At 71.3% G+C, this 21501-nt stretch carries 22 protein-coding genes; 15 read left to right on the forward strand and 7 right to left on the reverse strand.

The annotated features are described in order from the left end of the window. Positions 1-25 precede the first annotated feature (25 nt). Positions 26-1609 (forward strand): apolipoprotein N-acyltransferase, encoded by a 1584-nt coding sequence (gene lnt / locus POF73_RS27360; protein WP_272120630.1) that lies wholly within the window; start codon positions 26-28, stop codon positions 1607-1609. Here the strand turns inward: lnt and POF73_RS27365 are convergent. Beyond that, a complete protein-coding gene (locus tag POF73_RS27365) occupies positions 1533-2438 on the reverse strand; it encodes a Gfo/Idh/MocA family protein (protein WP_272120633.1) in 906 nt (301 codons plus the stop codon). The two genes, lnt and POF73_RS27365, sit on opposite strands and share 77 nt — an antisense overlap. Before the next feature lie 187 nt (positions 2439-2625). Then, complete coding sequence (locus tag POF73_RS27370) at positions 2626-3537, reverse strand: LysR family transcriptional regulator (RefSeq protein WP_272120636.1); 912 nt, start codon at positions 3535-3537, stop codon at positions 2626-2628. A 659-nt stretch (positions 3538-4196) separates the two neighbouring features. Between POF73_RS27370 and POF73_RS27375 the strand changes: the two genes are divergently transcribed. From POF73_RS27375 to POF73_RS27420, 10 genes are read left to right on the forward strand one after another with little or no spacing between them, the layout of a single operon-like run. After that, positions 4197-4979: an alpha/beta fold hydrolase gene (locus POF73_RS27375; protein ID WP_272120638.1), complete on the forward strand. Its 783-nt coding sequence runs from the start codon at positions 4197-4199 to the stop codon at positions 4977-4979. Beyond that, positions 4976-6664 (forward strand): amino acid adenylation domain-containing protein, encoded by a 1689-nt coding sequence (locus tag POF73_RS27380; RefSeq protein WP_272120641.1) that lies wholly within the window; start codon positions 4976-4978, stop codon positions 6662-6664. Before POF73_RS27375 ends, POF73_RS27380 begins: the two co-directional genes overlap by 4 nt. Continuing rightward, complete coding sequence (locus POF73_RS27385; protein ID WP_272120643.1) at positions 6661-6933, forward strand: acyl carrier protein; 273 nt, start codon at positions 6661-6663, stop codon at positions 6931-6933. The genes POF73_RS27380 and POF73_RS27385 overlap by 4 nt, the downstream gene beginning before the upstream one ends. Next, complete coding sequence (locus tag POF73_RS27390; RefSeq protein WP_272120645.1) at positions 6930-8090, forward strand: acyl-CoA dehydrogenase family protein; 1161 nt, start codon at positions 6930-6932, stop codon at positions 8088-8090. Before POF73_RS27385 ends, POF73_RS27390 begins: the two co-directional genes overlap by 4 nt. 13 nt (positions 8091-8103) lie before the next feature. Beyond that, positions 8104-9288: an acyl-CoA dehydrogenase family protein gene (locus POF73_RS27395; protein ID WP_272120647.1), complete on the forward strand. Its 1185-nt coding sequence runs from the start codon at positions 8104-8106 to the stop codon at positions 9286-9288. Positions 9289-9293: 5 nt separating this feature from the next. After that, positions 9294-9800, forward strand: a complete 507-nt coding sequence (locus POF73_RS27400; RefSeq protein WP_272120649.1) for a flavin reductase family protein — start codon at positions 9294-9296, stop codon at positions 9798-9800. Positions 9801-9855: 55 nt separating this feature from the next. Beyond that, a complete protein-coding gene (gene panD / locus POF73_RS27405) occupies positions 9856-10284 on the forward strand; it encodes an aspartate 1-decarboxylase (protein ID WP_272120652.1) in 429 nt (142 codons plus the stop codon). After that, complete coding sequence (locus POF73_RS27410; RefSeq protein ID WP_272120655.1) at positions 10281-11036, forward strand: SDR family NAD(P)-dependent oxidoreductase; 756 nt, start codon at positions 10281-10283, stop codon at positions 11034-11036. Before panD ends, POF73_RS27410 begins: the two co-directional genes overlap by 4 nt. 35 nt (positions 11037-11071) lie before the next feature. Then, a complete protein-coding gene (locus POF73_RS27415) occupies positions 11072-11884 on the forward strand; it encodes a phytanoyl-CoA dioxygenase family protein (RefSeq protein WP_272120659.1) in 813 nt (270 codons plus the stop codon). After that, entirely contained in the window at positions 11881-12987 is a 1107-nt protein-coding gene (locus POF73_RS27420) for a zinc-binding dehydrogenase (RefSeq protein WP_272120661.1), read from the forward strand. The genes POF73_RS27415 and POF73_RS27420 overlap by 4 nt, the downstream gene beginning before the upstream one ends. 74 nt (positions 12988-13061) lie before the next feature. On the opposite strand, the gene POF73_RS27425 is transcribed toward POF73_RS27420, so the two are convergent. Beyond that, the gene (locus tag POF73_RS27425; RefSeq protein WP_272120664.1) at positions 13062-13898 is read right to left on the reverse strand and encodes a helix-turn-helix transcriptional regulator; all 837 of its coding nucleotides are present in this window, start codon (positions 13896-13898) and stop codon (positions 13062-13064) included. Positions 13899-14132: 234 nt separating this feature from the next. Here POF73_RS27425 and POF73_RS27430 point away from each other — a divergent pair, with 234 nt between their 5' ends. From POF73_RS27430 to POF73_RS27445, 4 genes are all read left to right on the forward strand, one after another. After that, positions 14133-15302, forward strand: a complete 1170-nt coding sequence (locus tag POF73_RS27430; RefSeq protein WP_272120667.1) for an MFS transporter — start codon at positions 14133-14135, stop codon at positions 15300-15302. Positions 15303-15486: 184 nt separating this feature from the next. Continuing rightward, a complete protein-coding gene (locus tag POF73_RS27435) occupies positions 15487-16107 on the forward strand; it encodes a TetR/AcrR family transcriptional regulator (protein ID WP_272120669.1) in 621 nt (206 codons plus the stop codon). Between the two features lie 29 nt (positions 16108-16136). Next, positions 16137-16649 carry a DinB family protein gene (locus tag POF73_RS27440; protein ID WP_272120673.1) on the forward strand — a complete coding sequence of 171 codons (513 nt, stop codon included), beginning with the start codon at positions 16137-16139 and terminating at the stop codon, positions 16647-16649. Positions 16650-16761: 112 nt separating this feature from the next. Next, the gene (locus tag POF73_RS27445; RefSeq protein ID WP_272120675.1) at positions 16762-17262 is read left to right on the forward strand and encodes a hypothetical protein; all 501 of its coding nucleotides are present in this window, start codon (positions 16762-16764) and stop codon (positions 17260-17262) included. 244 nt (positions 17263-17506) lie between these two features. On the opposite strand, the gene POF73_RS27450 is transcribed toward POF73_RS27445, so the two are convergent. The 4 genes from POF73_RS27450 to POF73_RS27465 all read right to left on the reverse strand — a co-directional run bounded on the left by POF73_RS27450 (position 17507) and on the right by POF73_RS27465 (position 21485). Further along, positions 17507-17962, reverse strand: coding sequence for a hypothetical protein (locus POF73_RS27450; RefSeq protein WP_272120678.1), 456 nt, complete (start codon positions 17960-17962; stop codon positions 17507-17509). A gap of 119 nt (positions 17963-18081) precedes the next feature. Beyond that, the gene (ung, locus tag POF73_RS27455; protein ID WP_272120681.1) at positions 18082-18765 is read right to left on the reverse strand and encodes a uracil-DNA glycosylase; all 684 of its coding nucleotides are present in this window, start codon (positions 18763-18765) and stop codon (positions 18082-18084) included. 174 nt (positions 18766-18939) lie between these two features. Then, entirely contained in the window at positions 18940-20520 is a 1581-nt protein-coding gene (locus POF73_RS27460; RefSeq protein WP_272120684.1) for an ABC transporter substrate-binding protein, read from the reverse strand. 203 nt (positions 20521-20723) lie between these two features. Next, positions 20724-21485 (reverse strand): SDR family oxidoreductase, encoded by a 762-nt coding sequence (locus POF73_RS27465; RefSeq protein ID WP_272120686.1) that lies wholly within the window; start codon positions 21483-21485, stop codon positions 20724-20726. Positions 21486-21501: the final 16 nt, after the last annotated feature.

Consider the following 21501-nt stretch of genomic DNA (forward strand, 5'->3'; position numbering starts at 1 on the left):
AGGACCACGGGTAGGGAGACGCCGCATGAAGACGATCAGCCACTGGCTCGGCTCGCCGTGGCGGCGTTCGACCGCAGCCGTGTTGGCCGGTGCGCTGCCCGTGCTCGCGTTCCCCGAGCCGTCGCTGTGGTGGTTCGCGTACGTCGCCCTGGTCCCGTGGATCGCGCTGCTGCGCGCCGCGCCGACCGGGCAGCGGGCCCTGTACGACGGCTGGTGGGGCGGCTTCGGCTTCATGCTGGCGATGCACCACTGGCTGCTGCCGAACCTGCATGTGTTCACGTTCGTCATCGCCGCCCTGCTCGGCGCGCTGTGGGCCCCCTGGGGCTGGCTGGTGCGGCGCTTCCTGGCCCCGCCGAGACCCTCCGCCGGCCGAGTGGCGGCGGCGCTCGTCGTCCTGCCGTCCGGTTGGCTGATGGTCGAGCTCGTCCGCTCCTGGCAGGGGCTCGGCGGGCCGTGGGGCGTGCTGGGCTCCAGCCAGTGGGAGGTGGAGCCCGCGCTGCGGATCGCCTCGGTGGGCGGGGTGTGGCTGATCAGCTTCCTGGTGGTGGCGGTCAATGTCGCGGTCGCCGTGCTGGTGGTGGTGCGCAGCTCCCGGACACCCGCGGTGGCCGGTCTGCTCGCCACGGCGGTCGCCACCTCGGCCGTCTGGGTCTGGTCCCCGCGCCCCGACGTCCACGACCGGGTCCGGATCGCCGTCGTGCAGCCCGGTGTGATCGAGGGCGCCGGCGCGGCCGACCGGCGTTTCGACCGGGAGGAGCAGCTCACCCGCGAGCTGGCCGGCCAGGGCGTCGACCTGGTCGTCTGGGGCGAGAGCAGCGTCGGCTTCGACCTCGACGACCGGCCCGACTTCGCGCGTCGGCTCGCGGCACTGTCGCGCGAGACGGGGGCGGACATCCTGGTCAACGTGGATGCGCGGCGCTCCGACAAACCCGGTATCTACAAGAGCTCGATCCTCATCGGCCCGGACGGCCGGACCGGCGCCCGCTACGACAAGATGCGCCTGGTCCCGTTCGGGGAGTACATACCGATGCGCTCGATGCTCGGCTGGGCGACCTCCGTGGGCAAGGCGGCCGCCGAGGACCGCAGGCGGGGCACCCAGCAGGTCGTGATGGATGCCGGGCACGGGCTGCGCATCGGCCCGATGGTCTGCTTCGAGTCGGCGTTCTCCGACATGAGCCGCAATCTCGCGGACGACGGCGCCGAGGTGCTGATCGCCCAGTCGGCGACGTCGACGTTCCAGCAGAGCTGGGCGCCGGAGCAGCACGCCTCGCTGGCCGCGCTGCGGGCCGCCGAGACGGGCCGGCCGATGGTGCACGCGACGCTGACCGGCGTCTCGGCCGTGTACGGCCCGAGCGGCGAGCGCATCGGTTCGTGGCTGGGTACGAGCGAGAGCACGAGCGCGGTCTACGAGGTGCCGCTGGCCGGTGGCACCACGCCCTACGCCCGCTTCGGCGAGTGGCCGGTGTACGCGGCGCTGCTGATCATGGCCGCCTGGTGTGTCAGCGAGGGGATGCGGACCCTGCGGCCGCGGCTCAGGCGGCCCGCTCCTGAACCGCGCGTACGACCTGCTCGCACAGCTCATGGGTCGCCAGCGCGTCCCGGGCGCTGAGCACCTTGCCGGCACGCACGGCGTCGAGGAAGGCGAGCACCGCCTGCGCGATGCCGCGCTGCCGGGCCACCGGCACCCAGTCGCCGCGGCGCCGCACGGTCGGCTGGCCCTTGTGGTCGATGACCTCGGCGAGGTTGAGGACCTGCCGCTTGGTGTCCTGCCCGGACACCTCCAGGATCTCCTCGGCCGAGCCGCTGAGCCGGTTCATCACACCGAGTGCGGTGAAGCCGTCCCCGGCGAGCTGCAGCACGACGTGGTGCAGCAGCCCGCCCTCGACGCGGGCGCGCACGGTCACGTCGTCGACCGGGCCCGGCGCGAGAAAGCGCAGGGTGTCCACGACGTGGATGAAGTCGTCCAGGATCATCGAGCGCGGCTCCTCCGGCAGCCCGATGCGGTTCTTCTGCATGAGGATCAGCTCGCGCGGATGGTCGGCGCACTGCGCATAGCCGGGGGCGTAACGCCGGTTGAAGCCGACGGCGAGGCTCACCTGCCGCCGCTCGGCGAGCGCCACCAGCCGCTCGGACTCGGCCAGTCGATAGGCGAGCGGCTTGTCGACGTACGTCGGTACGCCCGCCTCCAGCAGCCGGGTCACGATCTCCGGGTGCGCCACGGTGGGCGCGTGCACGAAGGCGGCGTCGAGGCCCTGGGCGAGGAGTGAGTCGAGGCTCTCGTGCCGCTGCCCCGCCGGAAGGTGCAGACCGTCGGCGACGCGGGCGAGCGTCGCGGGCGTACGCGTCTGCAGATGCAGTTCGACCCCCGGCTGTGCGCCGAGCACCGGCAGGTAGGCCTTCTGCGCGATGTCACCGAGTCCGATGCAGCCGACCTTCACGGGGTTGTCTCCTCTAGCGGTTGCCGGCCGGTCCACCGGTTGCCTGCCGGGTCTTCCCGGCAGCATACGGCGCCGGTGGGGGCCGCCGGTCGGCGAAGTTCTCGAAGCCCGCGGGAACAGCAGGGGCGCGGCCCTGGAGCTCGGCCATCCTCGAAGGACGCCCCGGCCGGGCGGTTCGCCAATTCGTTCAGCCGCTCGCCGTCGCGCGGCCGGCACCGTGTGCCGCGGCTCTCGGGTCGGTTCGGGAGAGCCGGCCCGTGCTCGCGTCGGCCCACACGGTCTCGGCGAACCTCGGCGCCTGGGGGTGAGAACCGTGTGCGGGATAGGCCAGGTGCAGGCGGACCGTGGGGGCGTCACGCAGGGGGATGAAACGCACCGCGGGATGGTGGTAGCGGCGTGTGGAGTCCTCGGGCGCGGTTCCCACGCCGAGGCCTGCCGCCACCTTCTCCAGCCACTCGTCGTAGTTGGAGCACTCCGCACCCAGGACCGGGCGTCGCTCGGCGGCCCACATGTGAGGGAACGTCACGCCGCTGACGGTGTTGACGATCAGCGGCCAGTCCGCCAGTTCCTCCCAGGCGAGCTCGTCCCGCTCGGCCAGCGCCCAGTGCCCGGGAACCGCCGCGACCCGCCTCTCCTCGTAGAGGAAGACACTGCGCAGGTGCCGGGGAAGGGACTCTCCCCGGAGAAGGGCCAGGTCCACCGCTCCGGTGTCGAGTCCGGCGAGCGGGGTGTCGCAGCGGACGAACTCCACCCGGACGCCGGCTTCCTCGGCGAAGGAGGCCGCCATCAGTGACAGGCCGTCGGGCAGCCCCCAGCTGAAGCCCAGCCGCAGTTGCTCGCCCACCCGTATGCCGTCCAGGGTCGCCTCCAACTTGCGCAGCACCGGGACCAGTTCGTCGTGCAGCCGCCGGCCCTTGGCCGTGAGTTGCGTTCTTCGCGTCGTGCGGTCGAAGAGCCGGACGCCCAGGGCGTCCTCCAGGGACCGGACACAGCGGGTCAGGGTCGGCTGGGCCACATGGAGTCTGCGGCCCGCTGCGCTGAATCCGCCGTCCTCAGCAACGGCGAGGAAGTACCGCAGGTGGCGAAGATCTACATCCATGCTTGCAGAGCATAGGTGATCCGGCATAGCTATTTCTCATCCGTGTGTGCCACATCTAGTGTTTTCAACGGCGCCAATGGCCGCCGGACGATACGGCGACGGAGTGCTCATCCGCAGCATGCCCAAATCGTCCGCCAGAGCCATTGGCTCCGGCATTCGAAGTACTGAGACGGGGGTCGCAGATTTTGTCTTTTTCTTACCTCTGGACATCGCCACGCGAAGTGCCCGCAGCGGACGACGCAGCCGTCGTCCGCCTGCGACAGACTCACCGCGTGCAGGACGGTCGGCGTTCGACCCGATGCGCCTCGGATGGAGAAGAGCGCAGGTAGAGAGCGTTTCGGCGGTCCAGCCGCAGGCATCCTGCACGCGCGGCGGTGCGCCGAAGCCGGTGCGAGTGACAGTCCGACGCCAATGCCACGCCCGCCCGGCGCAGTGCAGTGCTTGCCGCGTCGCCTTGCCCACCCGGCTTTTGCCACCGTTCCCACCTGAGCCGCGGCAGTCCCACACCCACTAATTGGTTGAACATCGAATCGAGCCCCGGCTCGATTCGACACTTCCCTTCCCGCTGATCCGGTGTGCTCTATTTATCGGCAAAACGGACACCGGGAAATCTGCCCTGCCGAAAACCGGGCAGACACCCTCTTGTCGAAGGAATTGATGTGCCGATAGCAGACACCCGACACGGCCCGATCGAGCATGTCCTTATTGACGGCGACCCGTCCCGTTCGCCACTCGTCTTCCTGCACGGCGGCCTCGGCTGCGTCGCCGCCTGGGGCCGCTTCCCGGCAGCCGTCGCCGCCGCGACCGGACGCCGGGCCCTGGTCTACTCACGTCCCGGCAACGGTGGCTCCGGCCCCGCCAAGTCCCCTCACACAGCGCGCTACATGCACGAGCAGGGTCAGGTGTTCCTGCCCGAACTGCTCGACGTACTCGGCATCGACAACCCGGTCCTGGTCGGTCACAGCGACGGCGGCTCCACGGCGCTGCTGTACGCGTCGGTCCGGCCGGCCGAGGCCGTGGTGGTCATGGGGCCGCACCTGTACTTCGAGGAAGCGAACCGCACGGGGATCGAGGCCGCGCGTGCCGCCTACGAAGCGGGACCGCTGTACCGGAAGCTCGCCCTGGTCCACGACGACCCGCGCGGCGTGTTCACGAACTGGAGCGAGCTCTGGCTGTCCGACGAGTTCCGCACCTGGTCCATCGAGGACGACCTGGACGTCACCGCACCGGTCCTCATGATCCAGGGCGACCGTGACGAGTACGGCACGCTCGGCCAGCTCGACGCACTCCAGCGGGCAGTACGCGGTCCCGTGCAACGGGTGGTGCCCGAAGGGGTCGACCACTACCCGCACCTCGTCCGCCCCGACCTCGTCATCGACACCATCACCGGTTTTCTCGCCGAGCACGCAACAGGGCTGCCCGCCACCGGAGGTGCACGATGACGATCAACACCACCACACCGCGGCTGGACGACCTGCTCGCCGACGCCGCCCGGCGTCACCCCGAACGGCCCGCCCTCGTCGGGCAGGGTGACAGCTGGACGTACGCCGAGCTGGAGCAGGCGGTCTGCGCACTCGCCGCCGAGCTGACGGCCTCCGGCCTGCGCCCGGGACAGCGGGTCGGCGTCTACGCGCCGAAGACTCCGGCGACCGTCATCGCGCTCTATGCGGCTTTGCGCGCCGGTGCCGTGGTCGCCCCGCTGGATGTCGCTGATCCTCCGTTGCGCACGGGCCGGATGCTGCGCAACGCGGGCATCTCCCTGCTGCTCACCACGGAGCGGTTCCGCACGGCCGCCCGCCGTGCCGCGGCCGAGGCCCGCAGTGCCGTGTCGGAGGGCCTCGGTTCCGCTTCGGAGGGCCTCGGTTCCGCTTCGGAGGCCCTCGGTTCCGCGTCGGGAGGCGACCAACACCCTCATGGAGAGCGGGACTTCGACCACGGGCTCGTCGCCCTGGAGGTCCTCAGCCCCGCCGAGCAGCCCGCGACGCTCCCGGCGCCGGTCGACCGCGGCGGCTACATCCTCTTCACGTCCGGCAGCACGGGCTGGCCGAAGGGGGTACTGCTCTCCCACGAGAACGTCGCCCACTACGCGCTGTGGGCGGCCGCCGAGTTCGAGCTCACGCCCGTCGACCGCATCGGGTCGCAGGCCGCGCTCACCTTCGATCTGACCACCTTCGACCTGTACAGCGCGGCCGCGGCCGGAGCGTGCGTCGTGCTGCTGCCCGACATGCTGCGCTCCTTCCCCCGGGACGTCGTCACCTGGCTGAACGAGCAGCGGATCACCGCGTTCATGGCGGTGCCCTCCCTCTACCACAACCTGCTCCAGCAGGGCGGGATCGCCGACGCGCTGCCCCCCACCCTGCGGATCGCGGCCTTCGGCGGGGAACCCTTCGCGCCGCACCTGCTGGAGCAGTACCTCCACCTGCTCGGCGACCGGCCCTTCTACAACCTGTACGGCCCCACCGAGACCAACGCCTGCACCTACTACCGGATGCCGCGGAACTGGACGGCCGACCAGGAACTGACCATCGGCCGGGGCATCGGCGGCGTGCACATCGAGGTGCTGGACGACGACGGCCGCCCCACCGACGGCGAGGGCGAGATCCACATCGCCGGTCCCACCGTCTTCCAGGGCTATCTGCGCGACGGGCGGCTCACCGACCCGACCGTGCGGGTGCCCTTCCGCGACGGTGTCGTGCGCCGCGCCTACGCCAGCGGCGACCTGGGCCGGATCACCGCCGACGGCCGGGTGTTCCTGCGCGGACGCCGCGACTTCCAGGTCAAGCGCCGGGGCCATCGCATCGACCTGCTCGACATCGAGAGCGCCGCACTCGATCTTCCGCAGGTCGCCACGGCCGCGGCCGTGGCCAGGGCCGGCGACCACGCCGGAGAGATCTGGGTGTACGCCCAGACCACCGCCACCGAACGGGAGTTGCTCGCGGAGCTGCGCGCCGCGCTGCCGCCCCGCATGCTGCCCGACCGGATCGTCCCGGTGCCCTCCCTGCCCTTGACCATCAGCGGCAAGGTCGACCGCCGCGCCCTGTCCGAGGGCGTTCCGGCCGTCCCGCTCCCGCCCGCGGCCCCGGCCGCGACGACCCCTCTCAACACCCTTCAGGAGAACCCGGCATGACAGCGATCAACAGCGTCGAAGACCTCTGCGCCCTCATCCAGAGCAGGATCACGTGGGCACGCGGCGAGGAGCCGCAGACCCTGGCCCCGGACACACCGCTGCTGGAGCGGGGACTGCTCGACTCACTGGCGATCATGGAGATCGTCGCGGCGCTCGGCAAGCAGGCCGGTATCGAGCTGCCCGAGACCGAGATCGTCGCCGCCAACTTCCGTACCCCGCAGGCCCTCTGGGCGGTCGTACGCAACGCACCGAGCGGGACGCGGGCATGAACGACGCACTGACCCGGCTGCTGCGCTGTGCCCCGGCACCGGCCGAGCGCGTCGTCGACGAATACCGCGACCTGGCGGCGGAGGTGGCCGACAAGACCGCGGGGGACGACTTCCGTGCGCAGTGGCGCACGCTGGCCGGACTCGGGGTACTGCGCCGGACCGGCGGCGGCCCGGACGGGCCCGGACCGGTCACGCGCGGCCTGGCGGCGATCGAGGGTATCGGTCTCGCGGGGGTCGACCCCGGGCTGTGCTACGCGCTGACGTCACAGCTCTTCGGCATGCAACACCCCCTGCGCACCGCCCTGTCGACGCGGGACCAGGACATCACGGAAGCCGTCGAGGACGGCCGGACGCTGCTGTGCCACGCGCTGACCGAGCGCTCGGGCGGCAGCGACCCGCTGTCGATGGCGAGCCGCGCCGAGCGCGACCAGGACGGTTACGTCCTCACCGGGGCGAAGGCCTTCGTCACCGCGGCGCCCGTCGCGGACCTCGCCATCGTCTTCGCCCGCACCGCGCAAGGACGTACGCCGTTCGCCCTGACCGCCTTCCTGGTGCCGCTGGACACCCCGGGCGTCTCGCGAGGCGAGACCTTCGACAAGACGGCCCTGCCCACTGCGCCCATGGGTGAACTGCTCTTCGACGGTGCCCGGCTGCCGGCCACGGCGGTCATCGGCCAGGAGGGCTCCGGACTGGGCATCATGTCGGCCACCACCGCCTGGGAACGCGCCCTGATCCTCGGATACGCGCTCGGGCCCATGCGACTGCTGCTGGAGCGTACGGCGCGGTGGGCCCGCGAGCGGGAGCACTTCGGCCGCCCGATGGGGGCCAGTCACCAAGTGGCCGCCCGTGTCAGCGACATGGCGATGGCGCTGCACCGCTCGCGGATCCAGCTCTACACGCTGGCCGCCGCCCTGGACGCGGGCACCACCGCACGGCAGCTCGCCGCCGAGGCGGCCCTGACGAAGATCTCGGTCTCCGAGGACTACGTGCGGATGACCGAGCACGCCACCGCGCTGGCGGGCGTACGCGCCTTCGTGCCGGACAGCGGCCTGACGGCCGACCCCCTCGGCCCGCTGGCGGCCCTCACCTACGCGGGACCCAACGACCTGCTGAGGGTGGGCGTCGCCCGCCAGCTCGGCCTGCCCGTCGAGAACTGATCCGAGGAGCACGATGACACCGATCCATCCGGACGACGTCCTCAAGCGGGCCGCGGAGGCCGGCGAGGCGCTGGCCCCGCTGGCCGCCGACGTCGACGCCGGGCTCGTCGACCTGGGCCGGCCCTACGCCGTCCTGCGCGAATCGGGCCTGCTCGGCGCGCTGGTCCCGCGTGACGCGGGCGGCCTGGGGCTGAGCTTCGGAGAGTACTGGAAGCTCCTGGCCACGCTGGGGTCCTACAACGGCGCCGCGGCCGTCGGTTTCAACATGCACCACGTCGTGCTGGGGGCGCTCGCCGACTCGGCCGGTACCCCGCTGCCGCCCGCCGCCGACAGGTTCCGTACCTGGATGCAGGACGAGGTGGTGCACGGCCGCAAGCTCTTCGCGTCCGCCACCTCCGAGACCGGTCGCGGTGCCCGGCTGCGCGGCATGACCACGCGTTACCGGCTCACGGACGACGGCGAGCACTACGTCCTCAACGGGGCGAAGTCGTTCGTCTCCCTCGCGGGTGTCGCCGACTACTACGTGGTGGCCGCTGCCGCCGAAGGGCCCGAAGACACGGCGGAGGTCTCTCATTTCGTCGTCGCCGCCGACGACCCGGGCGTCGCCTTCGGGCAGGTGCACAGCCTGTCGGCGATGTACGGGACGAGCACCGCGCCGATGACCCTCACCGACGTCGTCATACCGCGCTCCCGGCTGTATCTGGGCGTGGAGGGCATGTCCCTGTTCAAGGTGGTGCGCGAACCCCACTGGATGGTGGCCGGCTACGCCGCCGCCTACCTGGGCATCGCCGAGGCCGTCTTCGACTACACGGTCCGCTGTGTGACGGCGCAGCCCTCCCGCGCCGAGTCGCCCGTGGTCCAGCACGAACTGGGGCGGATGTCGGTGCGGTTGCGCGCCGCGCGCGCACTCGTCCACGAGGCAGGTGAACGCGTGGACCACGAGCGTGGCAGCCTGGAGACCAACGCCCTGGTGCACGCGGCCAAGTACCTGATCGGCGAGGTCGGGCCGCAACTGGCCCAGGACGCCACGCGTTTGTGCGGCTCCGCCGCGGTCAGCCGCTCCCAGCCACTGGAGCGGCTGATCAGGGAGGCCTCGTTCGCCTCCGTGATGCCGGCCAAGCCGTACGACTGCCTGGAGTACATCGGCAAGGCGGCGGTCGGGGTCAACCTCTACGACGCCCGGGCCTTCGCATGGTGACGCCGGTGGCGGACGAGACCGCCCTGGCCGCGACCGCCTTCCGCACCCTGATGGCCTCCCATCCCGGCGGGGTGGCCGTCGTCACCACCGCCGACGAGGACGGAGTGCCGTACGGGTTCACGTGCACCGCGCTGTGCTCGGTGTCGCTGGACCCGCCCCGCCTGCTGGTGTGCGCGGCCCACGGCGGGCGCACGCTCCCGGTGCTCACCGCACGGGGCGCGTTCGTGGTCAACATGCTGCACGCGGACGGCCGTGACGCGGCGGAGGTGTTCACCAGCCGCACCGCGGACCGGTTCGGGCAGGTGTCCTGGCAGTCCGGACCGGCCACCGGGCTGCCGGTTCTGGGCGACGACGCCCACGCGGTCGCGGAGTGCCGGGTCGCCGCCCTGTACCCGTGCGGCGACCACACCATCGTCGTCGGTGACGTCCTGCGCAGCGAGGTACGGACCACGGACCCCGCGCCCCTGCTCTACGGCCGGCGCCGGTTCGCCCCCTGGCCGTCCGAGGCCTGACCGCCCCCCCTGTCCCACTCCCCCCACCTCATCCCTACGAGAAAGCGACACGCTCATGCAGCGCACCATGATGAAATCAAAGATCCACCGCGCCACCGTCACCCAGGCGGACCTGCACTACGTGGGGTCCCTGACCATCGACACGGAGCTGATGGCGGCCGCCGATCTGCTGCCCGGCGAGAAGGTCGACGTCGTGGACATCGAGAACGGCAACCGGCTGTCCACGTACGTCATCGAGGGCCCCGCCGGTTCGGGTGTCATCGGCATCAACGGCGCCGCCGCCCGGCTGATCAGCCCCGGCGACCGGGTGATCATCATCTCCTACGCGGACATGGCCGACGTCCAGGCACGTGCGTTCGTCCCCAGCGTCGTCTTCGTCGACGCCGACAACCGCATCGTGCAGCGCGGCGACGACCCCGCCGACGTACCCGCCGGATTCGGGCTGCTGCGCGGAGACGTACCGGCCGACGGGACCAGGGTGTGACGGCGGCTGAGCCGGCGAGGCCGCTCGCCGTGGTGACCGGTGGCACCCGGGGCATCGGTGCCGCCTTCAGCCGGCGGCTCATCGCGCTGGGACATCAGGTGATCGCTCTGTACCGGGGCGACGCCAAGGCGGCCGCCGAGGCCGAACGCGCCGGCGGCGGTCAGCTGGTCGCCCTGCGCGTCGATCTCTCTCGCCCCGCCGAGATCCGTGCGGCCGGGACCCGCATCCTCCACCGGTACGGGCCGCCCGCCGTGCTGGTCAACAACGCCGGTATCAACCGGGACCGGCCCTTTGTGGAGATGGCCGAACAGGACTGGGAGGAGGTGCTGGCGACCAACCTCTCCGGCCCGTTCCACCTCACCCGTGCGCTGGCCCCGGCCATGGTGAAGGCCCGGCGCGGCACGATCGTCAACATCGCCGCCACCACGGCCATCAGGCCCCGCAGGTCGGGCGCGAACTACTGCGCGGCGAAAGCGGGCCTGCTCCAGCTCACCAAGTGCCTGGCGCTCGAACTGGCCCCTCATGTCCGGGTCAACGCGCTGTTGCCCGGCTTCACCGACACCCGTGAGGTCGTCGAGCGCTACGGCCTCGACGATCCGCAACGCCTCCAGGAGGTGCTGGCCACCATTCCGCAGGGCCGCACCGGTACCCCGGAGGACATCGCCGACGCCCTGGAATACCTGGTCAGCGACCACAGCCGGTACGTCACCGGGCAGCAACTCGTGGTCGACGGCGGCCATTTCATGGGCTGAGTGCACCGCCCCCACCCTCGAACGAAGGATCACCCATGCTTTTGACCCAGCAGCAGGTCGACGAATACCACGACAATGGATTTCTGCTCATGGAATCGCTGCTCGACAGCGCCGAGGTACGGCGGTTGACCGAGGCCTTCGAGCGTGACTGCGTGGCGCCCGGTCCGCACCTCGTCACCGAGGACGGCGGCAGCCAGGTGCGGGCCGTCTACGCCTCGCACCAGCGGCAGCGGGAGTACGGCGGCCTGGTGCGCGATCCGCGGATCCTGCCGGCGGTGCGGCAGTTGCTGCCTGAGGATGTCTACGTCTACCAGTTCAAGATCAACGCCAAGCCGGCGTTCGGCGGCGACAAGTGGGCGTGGCACCAGGACTACCTGGCCTGGCGGATCGCCGACGGCCTGCCGGCCCCGCTCCAGGTCAACATCGGCGTCTTCCTGGACGACGTCAACGAGTTCAACGGTCCGGTGATCTTCCTGCCCGGCTCCCACCGCGACGGACTGGTGCACCGGGACCGCAAGGGCGACGCGAAGTCGGCCCAGCACCTCGATCCCGACGACATATCCCTGACCCCGGAGCAACTCGCCGGCCTGGTGGACCGGCACGGCATGACCAGCCCGAAGGGCCCCGCCGGTTCGGTGGTGCTCTTCTCACCGGAGATCGTGCACGGCTCCGCGCCCAACATGTCGCCCTGGGCCCGTCGCCTGCTGATCGCCACGTACAACGCCTGCTCCAACCCGCCCCGCCCGCACGGCGAACCCCGGCCCGACTACGTCGTGTGCCGCGACACCGCGCCCCTGCGGCCCCTGGCCCGCCGCTTCTCCGACGACCTGGGGATGGTGACCGCGTGACGGGACGCACCGGACAGGCAGTCGTGCTGGAGCGGTTCGGCACTCCGCCCGTGCTCCGGGAGTTCCCCGTACCGCCGGCACCCGCGGGCGGGATGGTCCTCGACCGCCTCCACGGCGGGATCTGCGGGACGGACCTGCACCTCCAGCAGGGACATCTCCCCATACCGACCCCCTTGGTCCTCGGCCACGAGGGGTACGGCACCGTCCTCGAACTCGGCCCGGACGGCGGCCGGGACGCCCTGGGCGAGCAACTGGCGGTCGGCGACGCGGTGATGTGGGCCTCCTCCATCGCCTGTGGCCAGTGTCCCCCGTGCCGGCTGCACCGCGAACCCACCCTCTGCCAGAACCGGCGCACCTACGGCGTCAACCGAGCCATCACCGACGACGTGGCCCTCGCGGGCTCGTGGGCGGACCACATCGTCCTCCAGCCGGGCACCACCGTGGTGCGTGCGGCGCCGGGCGTGTCCGCCACGGCGGCGATGGCCCTGGCCTGCGCCGGTCCCACGGTCGTGCACGCCCTGTACGAACGACGGCCCGTGCGCCTGGGAGAGACGGTCATCGTCCAGGGCAGCGGCCCGGTCGGACTGGCCGCTGCGGCCTTCGCCCAACTGGCCGGGGCGGCACGTGTCATCGTCGTGGGCGGCCCCGAGCGGCGGCTGGCCGCTGCGGCCGCCGCCGGCATCGGAGACGTGCACCTGAACATCGTGGACGCCCCGGATCCCGAGGCGGTGCTGCGCGAGGCACGGTCCGCCGCCGGCCCGGACGGCGCCGATCTGGTCATCGAGTGCGCCGGGGTCCCCGACGCCGTGGCCCAGGGCCTGACCCTGGCCCGCAGGGGCGGCTCCTACCTGGTCATCGGCCAGTACACCGACGCGGGCGACACCAGGCTCAACCCGCACCAGATCGTGTACCGGCAGCTCGACGTGATCGGTTCGTGGGCCTTCACCGGCGCTCACCTCGTCGAATACGTGCGGCTGCTGCCCGCCCTCGCCGCACGCTTCGACCTGGAGAGCATGGTGACGGTCTATCCGCTGCAAAACCACGAAGACGCCCTGGCCGACGTCGCGGCGGGCGCCGTCCTGAAGGCCGTGCTGTCCGGCTGATCGGGCCGCGCGGTGCGCATCACCGAGGTGAGTCCCCGCGGTCCCGCGTCCCGCAACTGCCGGGGCCCCGGGGCTCACTCGTTTCCCTGCAGGCGCCGCAGGGCATCTTCGGAAGCCCGGTCATCGGGCAGGTAGGCCAGGAAGTGATGACCGGGCTCGTCGACCGCGGCCAGCTTCACGTACCGCAGCCGCAGTTCGCCCACGTCCGGATGGCTGAAGCGGCGGACCGAGGGCTGGAATCCGGCGGTCTCCCGGCGCTCGTACCAACGGGCCGCGTCGGAGTCGGACAGCAACTCGTCGACGAGTTCGGCGAATCGCGGATCGTGCGGCCGGCGAGCGGCCCGGGAGCGGAACTGGCCGAGCAGCGCGCGGGCCTCGTCCTCCCAGTCGGCGAGCAGCGTGCGGGCCGGCGGCCAGCGGAACACCAGCCAGAGAAGATTGCGCTGCTTGGGATGCAGCCGCGCCGGGTCGGTCAGCAGCGCGGCGTACGCCGCGTTCCAGGCCAGCAGGTCCCAGCGCGGATCGAGCACCACGGCCGGGTGCGGTGCCATGGCCTGCACCAGGCTGTGCAGGTTCGGCGACACCCAGGTGGGAGGGTCGGCGGGCTGTCTGTTCTCCTCCACGAACGACAGTACGTGGGCGGTCTCCGCGGCCTCCAGGCGCAGCACCCGCGCCACCGCGCGCAGCACCTGCTCCGAGGTGCGCACTCGTCCCTGCTCCAGCCACGTGTACCAGGACATGCTGATGCCGGCGAGTTCCGCCACTTCGGCCCGGCGCAGTCCTGGTGTCCGGCGGCCCGGCCCGTCCGGCAACCCCACTTCTGCAGGCGTCAGCCGTTCACGGCGCGAGCGCAGGAAGGCCCCCAGTTCGCGGTGGGGGAACGCGCCGGGCGGCGTGCGTGCGCTGCTCACTGCCTCGTGCCTCTCCTCCGGACGGCGGGCGTCCGCCCCAACGCGGGCGCCGTCTTCTGATAGTGCCGCCACCGGGCGCGGAGCCGGACCGGCAGGGTGTGAGTGATGGTAATAGCCAGCGACCTCCGCCCCCAGGGGCCCGGTGCTGAACTGGTGCCGGACCGCATCCGTCCAGGTCGGTCCGCCTCTGTCACCCGATTCTCGTCGAGCCCCTCGGAAGGGAGCGTCTCCCTCGTGACCACCACCGCGTCGACCCCGGTGGCGACTTTGCCCGCGTCCTCCTTGCGATTGCTGCGCACCGCCGGCTTCGTCAGCAATTTCGACCGCTTCTGCATCGCGCCCATGATGGTTCTCATCGGACCGCGGCTCGGGGTCCCGCTCCCCACCGTGGTCCTGGCAGCAAGCATCTACTACCTCACCTACGGGCTGATGCAGCCGGTGTGGGGGGTGGCCAGCGACCGATGGGGCCGCGTGTGGGTGATGCGGGTGTCGCTGACCGGCGCGGCGCTGGCCGCCTTCGCCTCGGCCCTCGCTCCCAACGCCCCCGTCCTGATCGGGGCCCGCGCCCTGGCCGGGGCCTTCTTCGCCGCCTCCATCGCCGCTTCCCTCACGTACGTGGGCGACACGGTGCCCGCCGCGATCCGGCAGCGGCCCCTCAGCGAGCTGATGACGGCCTTCGCGCTGGGCACCGCCGTGGCCACGGTCGTCGCCGGGGCGCTGGCGCACTACCTCAGCTGGCGACTGGTGTTCGCCCTGCCCGGTTTCCTCGCCGCCTACCTGGCGGTGGCCCTGCGCCGCCTGCCCGAGCCCGAGCGGGCACCCTCCGGGTCGCTACTGGCCCCGTTCCGCGTGGTCCTGTCCTCGCCGTGGCACTGGTACGTCATGGCGGTGGCCCTGCTGGAAGGGGCGGTGCTGCTCGGTTTCCTGACCTATCTGGCCCCGGCCCTCGAAGCACATGGAGTTCCCACCAGCCTGGCCGGCGCGGTCGCGGCCCTGTACGGGGTCGGTTCCATGGCCGCGGCGCAGGTGGTCAAGCGGCTCGTCGGGCTGTGGTCCCCGGTGGGCCTGATCGTGGCCGGCGGTGTGCAGATGGCGCTGGCGTACCTGCTCGCCGGGTACAGTCAGGCCACCGGCGTGGTCGTCATCGTCGCACTGCTCCTCGGTGGCGGCTGGTCCTTCATGCACTCCACGATCCAGTCGTGGGCAACGGCCCTGTCCCCGACGGCCCGCGCGACCGGCGTGGCCATGTTCGGCGTAGCCCTCTATGTGGGCAGCGCCCTGGCCAGCTGGCTGGCCGCCCCCACCGCTCAGGCACACGACTACCGGCCCATGTTCTGGCTGGCCGCAGTCCTGACCGTGCCCCTGACCACAGCCGCGGCGGTGGGCCGGGCACGCTACCGGTGACCTGACGTCGCCACCGGGTCCCGGCGGCCGCAGCCACGAGTCGCGGCGCGGGAGAAGCAGGAGCCATGACGGCTCAACTGGCCTTTGGACGAGGGCGGCTGGTCACCAGGTGCGGGACAGTCTGGTAGGTAGAGCAGCAAGCCGACTTCACTACAGGCGTAGTACGACGGGTAGGTTGATCTCCATGCCCGTACGCACCGCCGGCGGCTCCCGTGCCGATCTCGTCGCCGACACCGCCCTCGCCCTGCTCGCCGATCGCGGAATGCGGGGGCTCACCCACCGGGCCGTCGACGAGACGGCCGGACTCCCCCCGGGCTCCACGTCGAACGTCGCCCGCACCCGGCAGGCGCTGCTGGAACTGACAGTGCGGCGGCTCGCCGACCGCGAGGCCCGCGTCCTGATGCCGGAGAAGATGCCCGACCCGCGCGGCGGCCTCGACTCACTGGTGAACGGCCTGGCCCTGGCGACGCACCGCGCTCTGGCCCACGGCCGCGAACTCACCCTCGCCCGCTACGAACTGGCCCTGGAGGCCACGCGCCGCCCCGAGCTGCGCACCTATTTCGACGCCAAGGGCGCCCGCTTCCGCGACCGGCTCACCGCCCTGGTCACCGCGATGGGGTCGCCCGACCCGGCCCGGCACGTACTGTCCCTGGTCGCCTGGGTGGACGGGCTGATGTTCAGCTGTGTGGCCGGGTCCTACGGCACCGAAGTGCCGAGCCTCGACGAAGTCCGGGCGGGGCTGCGCGAGTTGCTCGACGGGATGTTCGGTCCGGGCGATCCCGGGGGCTGCGAAAACTCCTCGTGATCCCGCCCTCGTTGAGCGAGGATGCGGGCATGACAACCGAACGCCGAGAGCCCGCCAACACCGCCGGCGAACGCACGATGCTGGAGGGCTGGCTGGACTACCACCGCCAGACCCTCGCCTGGAAGTGCGAGGGCCTGACCGACGCCCAGCTCAGGACCGCCTCCGTGGAACCGTCCGAACTGAGCCTGATGGGGCTGGTGCGGCACATGGCGGAGGTGGAGCGGGGCTGGTTCCGCAAGGTGCTCACGGCCGAGGACCCCGGCCCGATCTACTACACCGACGAGGACCAGGACGGTGAGTTCCACCTCTCCGAGTCGGACACCTGGGCGGAGGCGTACGCCACCTGGCAGTCCGAGATCGAGACCGCCCGGCGCAACGCGGCCCGCTTCGACCTCGACGACCTCTCCGAGGGCAAGAGCCGACGGACCGGCGAGCAGTTCAACCTGCGCTGGATCTACACCCACATGATCGAGGAGTACGCCCGCCACAACGGCCACGCCGACCTGGTCCGCGAGCGTCTCGACGGCGCTACGGGCGACTGACGTCAGCCGGGACGGGAGCGCGCCGCCCGTACGGGGTCAGAGATCACCCGTGCGGATCAACCTATCGTCATCCTGGGTCCCAACGGCCCCCGGAACCACCAGAGTTGCGCGCGTGCATCGAAAGACGACCACCGCAACGCTCTTGGTCACCGTGGCCGTCTCGGCCCTCTCCGGCTGTACGACGGTCCAGCAGTCGGCGGTACCCGTCCCACCGCCGCCGACACCGTCCCGGCCGACGGCGCCCCGGGCGGACGGGCCGACGGAACAGCCGGTCGTGCAGGCACCGGCCCGCGAGGCCCTGACACTCATCGGCCCGTCCCGCCGCCCGGAGCCCACGCCGTCCACCGCACGCTCCCGGTCCGCTGCCGCACCGATGCCCGGACCTCCGGCACCACGCCCCCGCCCGCACACCCGCCCCGAGCACCACGCACCCGGCCGTCCCACCGTCGAGGTCCCGGAACGACCGCCGGCGAAGGCCCCGGCCGTATCGGAGCCGGTCGGCGGCCCGGAGGCGCCGAAGAACGGGGACGTCTGCACGATGGGCAGGAAGTACGGCGGCTGGAAGTCAGACAGCCCGGAGTCGAGGATCTGCGACCAGACGTACGGCCAGTGAGAGGCAGGGGCGGCACCACCGCCCCTCCGACGCGCGGCCCCGCCCACCCGGCTCAGCCACGGGCGGAGGGCGTCGCACGGAGCACGTCGGACGACGACGGGCCGCGGACGACGGGCGTGGGGCCGCGGACGACGGGCGTCGGGTCGCGAGCGACGGACGACGGGCGTCCGGCCGCGGACGACGGGCCGCGAGCGACGAGCGACGAGCAGCGTGGACCGGGCGGGCCGGGAGACGGCCCCGACGCCTAGAGCCCCTCCCCCAACCACCCCTCCAACCGCCGGATCTCCGCCCGCACCCCGTCCCCGTAACCGTCGTCCCCCAGCACCCCCGCCGCGCCCCGAGCCCGGCGCAGATGCACACGCGCGGCCTCCACGCGGTCGAGCTTCACGTAGTCGGCGGCGAGATTCAGATGCAGCGAGGGATACAGCGCCCGCACGGCGAGCCCGCCCCCGGCGCCCTCCGCCTCCGTCAGTGCCCGCAGATCCCACGCGAGCTCGTCCGAGGGGTCGTCCTGGGTGTCCGCGAGGTAGTGGGCCAGTGTGCAGCGGTGCAGGGGGTCGCCGTCCTCGCCGAGCTCCGTCCACAGGTCCAGCAGCCGGCGTCGTGCCTCCTCGCGGTCGCCCGCGTGATGGAGGATGACGACCTGCCCGATCCGGGTCAGCACCCCATCGGGCGCCGCCTGCTCCTGTTGCTCCGCCACCGCGTCCTCCGGGCTCGTCGGATGATCTCTCCGACGCTAACGGCCCCCACCGGCGATCCGGGGCAGGCGGCTCCGTACGACAGCGGGCCGGTCCGCCGCCGGACCGGCCGGGCGGCGGGTCAGCCGAGGTCCGGGATGCGCCAGTCGATCGACTCGTGCCCCTGCTGGGCCACGGCCTCGTTGATCTGCGTGAACGGGCGGGAGCCGAAGAACTTCTTCGCGGACAGCGGCGAGGGGTGCGCGCCCTTGACCACCACATGCCGCGTCTCGTCGATGAGCGGGAGCTTCTTCTGAGCGTAGTTGCCCCACAGCACGAACACCGCGGGGTCGGGCCGGTCGGCCACGGCGCGGATCACCGCGTCGGTGAACTTCTCCCAGCCCTTGCCCTTGTGCGAGTTCGCCTCACCGGCGCGGACCGTGAGCACCGCATTGAGCAGCAGGACGCCCTGCTGGGCCCAGGGCATCAGATAGCCGTTGTCGGGGACGGGGAGGCCGAGCTCCTCCTTCATCTCCTTGTAGATGTTGCGCAGCGAGGGCGGCGTCTTCACCCCCGGACGGACCGAGAAGCACAGGCCGTGCCCCTGGCCCTCGCCGTGGTACGGGTCCTGGCCGAGGACGAGGACCTTCACCTGGTCGTACGGCGTGGCCTCCAGCGCGGCGAAGACCTCCTCGCGCGGAGGGTAGACGGGGCCCTTCGCCCGCTCCTCCTCGACGAACTCCGTCAGCTCCTTGAAGTAGGGCTGCTGCAGTTCGTCGCCCAGAACGCCGCGCCAGGACTCGGGCAGCATGGCGGTGTCGGTCACGTCAACTTCCTTACGGTGTGCGGCAGACGATGTGCGGTCCACGACCACGGGTCGCTTCCAGGTCTCAGAACCTACAGGCGACCACTGACAATCGCTCCACGGACCGCACATCCCGACCGGCCGCTCCACCGGCGGGCCGGCCGCTCCACCAGCGCGCCCCGCCGATGGGGCCCACTACCAGCTGGTCTTACGCGACAGCTCGCCCACCAACATGATCGTCGACGGGTCCAGCGCCCGCTCCGCACCCGAGATCTCCGTGCTCGCGGCCACGTACTGCCGGCCCTGCCACAGCGGCAGCAGTCGCGCGTCGTTCACGAGGATGCTCTGGGCCTCCTCGAAGTCCTTGACCACGTTGGCGCGGTCGCTCTGGGCCCGGGAGCTGGGCAGCAGGGTCTCGGTGATCTTGGGTGCCACGTAGGGCGTGCCGAGCGCGTTCTGCTTGCCGACGAACGGTGCGATGAAGTTGTCCGCGTCCGGGAAGTCGGGGAACCAGCCACGCCCGAACACCGGGTACTCGCCGTTCTGGTAGCCGGTGACGTACGTCTTCCAGGGGCGGCTCTTGAGGGTGATCTTGAAGAGGCCGGACTCCTCCAGCTGGCTCTTCAGCTCCTCGAACTCGCCCTTGGTTGCGGAGCCGTAGCGGTCGCTGGTGTACCAGAGGTTGAGCGGGACGGGGGTCGAGATGCCCGCCTCGGTGAGGATCTTGCGCGCCTTGGAGGTGCTCGGGTCACCGTAGTCGTCGAAGAAGCCCGTGGTGTGTCCCGTCAGGCCCTTGGGGACCATGGAGTACAGCGGCTCGACGGTGTCCTTGTAGACCTTGTGGGCGATCGCCGCACGGTCGACGACCTGGGCGACGGCCTTGCGGACGGCGGTCTTGCCGGCCATGGGGTCCTTGGGGTTGAAGACGAGGTAGTTGATCTCGGTGCCGGAGCCCTCGATCAGCTGCAGTTCGTCATCGTCGTCGGCCTGGAGGTCGACGATGTCGTCGGCGGCGAGACCGCGGAAGGCGACGTCGAGCTCCTTGTCGCGCAGGGCGCCCACCATGGTCGGCGAGTCCTGGAAGTAGCGGATGGTCACCGCGCCGTTCTTGCGCTCGGCGTTGCCCTGGTAGCCGTCGTACTTGACGAGCTCGGCCTTCTCCCCCTCGTCGTAGGTCTCCAGGGTGTACGGCCCGGACCCGACGACGCCGTCGCCCTCGCGCAGCTTGTCGGCCGGGTAGTCCTCGGGGTCCACGATCGACATGGCGGGGGTGGCCAGCACGAACGGGAAGGTCGCGTCGGCCTTGTTCAGGTGGAAGACGATCTCCCGGCCGTTCAGCACCTGGACGCGGTCGAGGCTGCCCAGCAGACCGGCGGGGCCGCCGTTGACGTTGATCTTGCGGATGCGGTCGATCGAGTACTTGACCGCCTGCGCGTCGAGATCGTGCCCGTCGGAGAACTTCAGGCCCTCGCGCAGCTCGCACTTGTACTTCATGTTCGTGCTGTCGGTGAACTGGCAGCTCTCGGCGGCGTCGGGCTCGGGCGCCGTCGTGCCGGAGGGGTAGCTGAGGAGCGTCTGGTAAATGTTGCGGAACAGTTCCCAGGAGCTGTCCCAGGACGCGGCGGGATCAAGGGTGCTGGGGGCTGCCGTCGTCCCCACGACGATCGGCCCCTTCTCCTCCGTCGAATCGGACGAGAGGACGCCGCACCCTGCCACCAGGGACGATATGGACGCGATGGCCGCCACCTGCCGCAGGCGTCGGATCCGGTTGAACACGCGCACGCTCCTCGATCTGCCATACCAAGGGTCGGCAGACGATACCGCAGTGTTCCGGCGATTTGACCTCCCGTCTCATAGAGCACTTGTTCGTTCTTGCGGTGACTACGTTGTCAAGGTTTAGTGATCTTCAAAAACGTCGACACGGGCGCCGCTGATGTCCAGCGGCGCCCGTGTCGGCGACGGTCCCGGTGTCCCCTGCGTCAGCCGACGCCGGCGTTGAGGAAGATGCCGCCGTCGACGACGAGCGTCTGCCCGGTGACCCAGTCGGACTGGTCCGAGGTGAGGAACGCGGCGGCGCCGCCGATGTCGGAGGGCACGCCGAGCCGGCCCAGCGGGTAGGACGCGGCAGCCTCCGCCTCCCGGCCCTCGTACAGTGCCTGGGCGAACTTGGTCTTCACGACGGCCGGGGCGATCGCGTTGACCCGCACCTTGGGCGCGAACTCGTGCGCCATCTGCTGGGTGAGGTTGATCATCGCGGCCTTGCTGACGCCGTAGGCGGCGATGAACGGCGAGGGCGCGATGCCCGCGACGGAGGCGATGTTGACGATCGCGCCGCCGTTGTCCTTCTGCCAGGCGTGCCAGGTCTTCTGCGCGAAGCCGAGCGCCGAGATCACGTTGGTCTCGAACACCTTGCGGGCGACGCCCAGGTCCAGATCGGCGAGCGGCCCGAACACCGGGTTGGTGCCGGCGTTGTTGACCAGGTAGTCGACCCGGCCGAAGGCCTCCATGGCACGCTCGACGGCGACGGCCTGGTGGGCTTCGTCGTGGGCCTTGCCGGCCACGTAGACGGCGCGGTCGGCGCCGAGCCGCTCGACGGCCTCCTTGAGGGCGTCCTCGCCCCGGCCGGTGATGACGACGCGGTCACCGCGTGCGACGAGCGCCTCGGCGACGCCGTAGCCGATACCGCGGCTGGCGCCCGTGACGAGGGCGACCTTGCCGGAGAGTGCAGGCAGTTCAGTCATGTCCGTGTCTTCCCGG

The sequence above is a fragment of the Streptomyces sp. HD genome (genome assembly GCF_028369295.1).
GTDB lineage: Bacteria > Actinomycetota > Actinomycetes > Streptomycetales > Streptomycetaceae > Streptomyces.

Bases quoted from the DNA above. Each gene is read 5' to 3' on its own strand.
- lnt (WP_272120630.1), top strand. From the start codon at position 26: ATGAAGACGATCAGCCACTGGCTCGGCTCGCCGTGGCGGCGTTCGACC.
- POF73_RS27370 (WP_272120636.1), bottom strand. From the start codon at position 3,537: ATGGATGTAGATCTTCGCCACCTGCGGTACTTCCTCGCCGTTGCTGAG.
- POF73_RS27380 (WP_272120641.1), top strand. From the start codon at position 4,976: ATGACGATCAACACCACCACACCGCGGCTGGACGACCTGCTCGCCGAC.
- POF73_RS27385 (WP_272120643.1), top strand. From the start codon at position 6,661: ATGACAGCGATCAACAGCGTCGAAGACCTCTGCGCCCTCATCCAGAGC.
- POF73_RS27390 (WP_272120645.1), top strand. From the start codon at position 6,930: ATGAACGACGCACTGACCCGGCTGCTGCGCTGTGCCCCGGCACCGGCC.
- POF73_RS27395 (WP_272120647.1), top strand. From the start codon at position 8,104: ATGACACCGATCCATCCGGACGACGTCCTCAAGCGGGCCGCGGAGGCC.
- panD (WP_272120652.1), top strand. From the start codon at position 9,856: ATGCAGCGCACCATGATGAAATCAAAGATCCACCGCGCCACCGTCACC.
- POF73_RS27415 (WP_272120659.1), top strand. From the start codon at position 11,072: ATGCTTTTGACCCAGCAGCAGGTCGACGAATACCACGACAATGGATTT.
- POF73_RS27435 (WP_272120669.1), top strand. From the start codon at position 15,487: ATGCCCGTACGCACCGCCGGCGGCTCCCGTGCCGATCTCGTCGCCGAC.
- POF73_RS27440 (WP_272120673.1), top strand. From the start codon at position 16,137: ATGACAACCGAACGCCGAGAGCCCGCCAACACCGCCGGCGAACGCACG.
- POF73_RS27465 (WP_272120686.1), bottom strand. From the start codon at position 21,485: ATGACTGAACTGCCTGCACTCTCCGGCAAGGTCGCCCTCGTCACGGGC.